The following is a 3,725-nucleotide window of genomic DNA, read 5'->3' as shown; positions in this document are numbered from 1 at the left end:
CAGCGGCGACATCGTCGTGTTCGTTGACTCCGACCTGGTCGACCCGCACCCGATGTTCGTGCCGTGGCTGGTCGACCCGCTGCTTACCGGCGACGGCATTCACCTGGTCAAAAGCTTCTACCGGCGGCCCCTGATGGTCCGCGAGGCCGACGGCGTCGACGACGCGGATGGCAGTGCGCCCTCCACCGGTGGGGGCCGGGTGACCGAGCTGGCCGCGCGGCCGTTGCTGGCGGCGCTGCGCCCCGAGCTGGGCTGCATATTGCAGCCGCTGGGCGGGGAGTACGCGGCCACCCGGGAGCTGCTGGCCTCGCTATCGTTCGCCCCGGGCTACGGCGTGGAGATCGGCCTGCTGATCGACACCTACGACCGGCTGGGTCTCGACGCGATCGCGCAGGTGAACCTCGGTGTGCGGGCACACCGCAACCGGCCGCTGGCCGAGCTGGGTCCGATGAGCCGTCAAGTCGTCGCCACGCTGCTGTCCCGCTGCGGCATCCCCGACTCCGGCGTTGGCTTGACGCAGTTCTTCGTCGACGGCGATGGATACGCGCCGCGCACCTCGGCGGTGTCGCTGGCCGACCGGCCGCCGATGAACGCCGTTCGACCGCGCCGGCCGTAGGACTTGCACGACGGCGTCGGACCGATAAGGCAATATCGGTGCCGTGGCGTTGGTGTTGCTCTACGTGGTGGTCTTGGTCCTGGTAGCGATCGTGCTGTTCGGGGTGGCCAGTCTGCTGTTCGGCCGCGGCGAGCCGCTGCCACCGCTGCCGCGGGGGACGACGCCGACGGTCCTGCCGGCGTCCGGCGTCACCGGCGCCGACGTCGACTCGGTCAAGTTCACTCAGACCCTGCGCGGCTACAAGACCAGCGAGGTGGACTGGGTACTGGACCGGCTCGGCCAGGAACTCGACCAACTGCGTGGCCAGCTGTCCTCGGTGCATGCCGTTGCCGCCGCCGAGGTGGAAGCCGATGACGAGCGACACGGCACCGACGTCGACGACGAGCAGGAGCAGACATGACCGCGCCCGACGACGGCCTGGTCCGCTGCGACTGGGCGGTTGGGCGGCCCGACAGCCCGGACTTCGAGCTGTACCGCGACTACCACGACAAGGAGTGGGGCCAGCCACTGCGTGGGCGGGTGCCGCTGTTTGAACGGATGAGTCTGGAGGCCTTCCAAAGCGGCCTGTCTTGGCTGATCATCTTGCGCAAACGGGAGAACTTCCGGCAGGCCTTCGCCGGCTTCGACATCGAGAAGGTCGCCCGATTCACCGATGCCGACGTGGCCCGCCTGATGGCCGACCAGGGCATCGTCCGCAACCGCGCCAAGATCGAGGCGACCATCGCCAATGCGCGGGCCACCGTCGACACTGGGGTCGACCTCTCAGAGCTGCTCTGGTCGTTCGCACCGGCGAAGCGACCGCGACCCGTGACCATTGCCGACGTCCCCGCTACCACGCCGGAATCCACCGCCATGGCGCGCGAATTGAAGCGCCGCGGGTTCCGCTTCGTCGGTCCCACGACCGCGTACGCGCTGATGCAAGCGACCGGGATGGTCGACGATCACCTGCGAGCGTGCTGGGTGCCTTCCACCGCCGCGTGAAACGCCGAGCCGGAGGTCATGTACACCTACCCGGGCCGATAGGGAACAATGGAGGGGTGAATGTGCAGTTGACGGGCCAGCTCGAATCTGGAGGGAGCGCTCGATGGCGGCGATGAAGCCCCGGACCGGTGACGGTCCACTGGAAGCGACGAAGGAGGGGCGCGGCATCGTGATGCGGGTACCGCTGGAGGGCGGTGGTCGACTAGTCGTCGAGCTGACACCCGATGAAGCCGCTGCACTGGGCGACGAGCTCAAGGGCGTCACCAGCTAAACCCGCCGCTACGCGCACACCTTCTGGTAGATCTCCAGCGTCTGCTGCGCGATCTGCGCCCAGGAGAACTCCGCGATGCAACGCTGCCGCCCCGCTCGGCCATAGCGCTCCGCCTTCTCCGGGTCGGCGATCAGTGCGTTGACCGCTGTGGCGATTCTGGCCTGGTAACCAGCCGCGTCGTCGGCGTCGTAGTGCACCAGCGAGCCGGTCACCCCGTCGTCGACCACCTCGGGTATGCCGCCCACGTCCGACGCCACCACAGCGGTGCCGCAGGCCATCGCCTCGAGGTTAACGATCCCCAGCGGCTCGTACACCGAAGGGCACACGAAAACATTTGCCGCCGATAGTATTTCGCGGATCTTGCCGATGGGCAGCATTTCCCGCACCCAGAACACGCCGGTGCGTGAGTCGGAGAGTTCGGCCACCCCGGCACTCACCTCGGCGGCGATTTCCGGTGTATCGGGGGCTCCGGCGCACAGCACCAACTGCACCTCAGGATCGAAATCGTGTGCGGCGGCCAACAGGTGCGCGACGCCCTTCTGGCGGGTGATCCGCCCGACGAATGCGACGATGGGCCGGCCGCGGTCGACGCCGATGTCGGTCAGGACCGACTCGCCCGGCGACGATTCCAGCGCGTCGGCCGGATACCAGACGTCGGTGTCAATCCCGTTGCGCACGACATGCACCCGGTTGGGATCGACCGTCGGATAGACCCGCAGCACGTCTTCGCGCATGCCGGAGCTGACCGCGATCACCGCGTCGGCGGCGTTCACCGCGGTCTGCTCCACCCATGACGAGATCCGGTAGCCGCCACCGAGTTGCTCGGCCTTCCACGGCCGCAACGGCTCCAGCGAATGTGCGGTCAGCACATGGGGGACGCCGTAGAGCAACGACGCCAAGTGTCCGGTCATCCCGGCGTACCACGTGTGGCTGTGGACGACGTCGGCCTCCGCGGCCGCATTCGCCATCACCAGATCGGTCGACAGGGTCGAGAGCGCCGGGTTGGCGCCGCGCAATTGTGCGTCGGGTTGGTACGCGAACGCCTCCGGGCGCGGCGCCCCTTGGCAGTGCACGTCAACCTGGCACAGCTTGCGCAGTTGTGCGACGAGCTCGGTCACGTGTACCCCGGCTCCGCCATAGACCTCCGGCGGGTACTCCCGAGTCATCATCGCCACGCGCATACCCGGCACCGTAGTAGTCGCACTCGGACCGTGCAGCCTCGGCCACCCTGTTAGGAGAAGTCATCCAATTTTGTTGATGGACAGTCCGTCAGCGTGGGTACTCAGGTGTTTGATCTGGCAGGGGTTCGCGATGGCCGTTAGGTTTGATGCATGAGGGAAGCGCCACAAGTGCTGGGCATTGTCCTGGCCGGCGGTGAGGGCAAGCGGTTGTATCCATTGACCGCCGACCGCGCCAAGCCAGCGGTTCCCTTCGGCGGTGCCTATCGGCTGATCGACTTCGTGCTGTCCAATCTGGTCAACGCCCGCTATTTGAGGATCTGCGTACTCACGCAGTACAAGTCGCATTCATTGGACCGCCACATTTCGCAGAACTGGCGACTGTCCGGTCTGGCCGGTGAATACATCACCCCGGTCCCCGCCCAGCAGCGGCTCGGCCCGCGGTGGTACACCGGCTCTGCGGACGCGATCTACCAGTCGCTCAACCTGATCTACGACGAGGATCCGGAATACATCGTGGTTTTCGGCGCCGACCACGTCTACCGGATGGATCCCGAGCAGATGCTGCGCTTCCACGTCGAGAGCGGCGCGGGGGCCACGGTCGCGGGGATCCGGGTGCCCCGTGCCGAAGCAAGTGCGTTCGGCTGCATCGACGCCGACGAATCCGGCCGCATCCGCA

At 67.1% G+C, this 3,725-nt stretch carries 6 protein-coding genes; 5 read left to right on the top strand and 1 reads right to left on the bottom strand.

The features are described 5' to 3' along the window. The 4 genes from VN856_RS26970 to VN856_RS26955 form a co-directional block, all read left to right on the top strand. The coding region (locus VN856_RS26970; RefSeq protein ID WP_325695021.1) for a glucosyl-3-phosphoglycerate synthase at positions 1-616 on the top strand (616 nt) is incomplete at its 5' end. A 43-nt stretch (positions 617-659) separates the two neighbouring features. After that, entirely contained in the window at positions 660-1,016 is a 357-nt protein-coding gene (locus VN856_RS26965; RefSeq protein WP_325695019.1) for a DivIVA domain-containing protein, read from the top strand. Beyond that, the gene (locus VN856_RS26960; protein ID WP_325695017.1) at positions 1,013-1,597 is read left to right on the top strand and encodes a DNA-3-methyladenine glycosylase I; all 585 of its coding nucleotides are present in this window, start codon (positions 1,013-1,015) and stop codon (positions 1,595-1,597) included. Before VN856_RS26965 ends, VN856_RS26960 begins: the two co-directional genes overlap by 4 nt. 103 nt (positions 1,598-1,700) lie before the next feature. Beyond that, entirely contained in the window at positions 1,701-1,868 is a 168-nt protein-coding gene (locus VN856_RS26955; RefSeq protein ID WP_003406247.1) for a DUF3117 domain-containing protein, read from the top strand. Positions 1,869-1,876: 8 nt separating this feature from the next. Here the strand turns inward: VN856_RS26955 and glgA are convergent, their stop codons facing one another. Continuing rightward, on the bottom strand, positions 1,877-3,049 hold the full coding sequence (glgA, locus tag VN856_RS26950) for a glycogen synthase (protein ID WP_325695015.1): 1,173 nt from the start codon (positions 3,047-3,049) through the stop codon (positions 1,877-1,879). 150 nt (positions 3,050-3,199) lie between these two features. Between glgA and VN856_RS26945 the strand changes: the two genes are divergently transcribed. Further along, the coding region (locus VN856_RS26945; protein WP_325695013.1) for a sugar phosphate nucleotidyltransferase at positions 3,200-3,725 on the top strand (526 nt) is incomplete at its 3' end.

This window comes from Mycobacterium sp., assembly GCF_035603715.1.
Taxonomy (GTDB): domain Bacteria; phylum Actinomycetota; class Actinomycetes; order Mycobacteriales; family Mycobacteriaceae; genus Mycobacterium.
The sequence above is the reverse complement of the archived record's forward strand: the minus strand, read 5'-3'. Positions and strand labels throughout refer to the sequence as shown.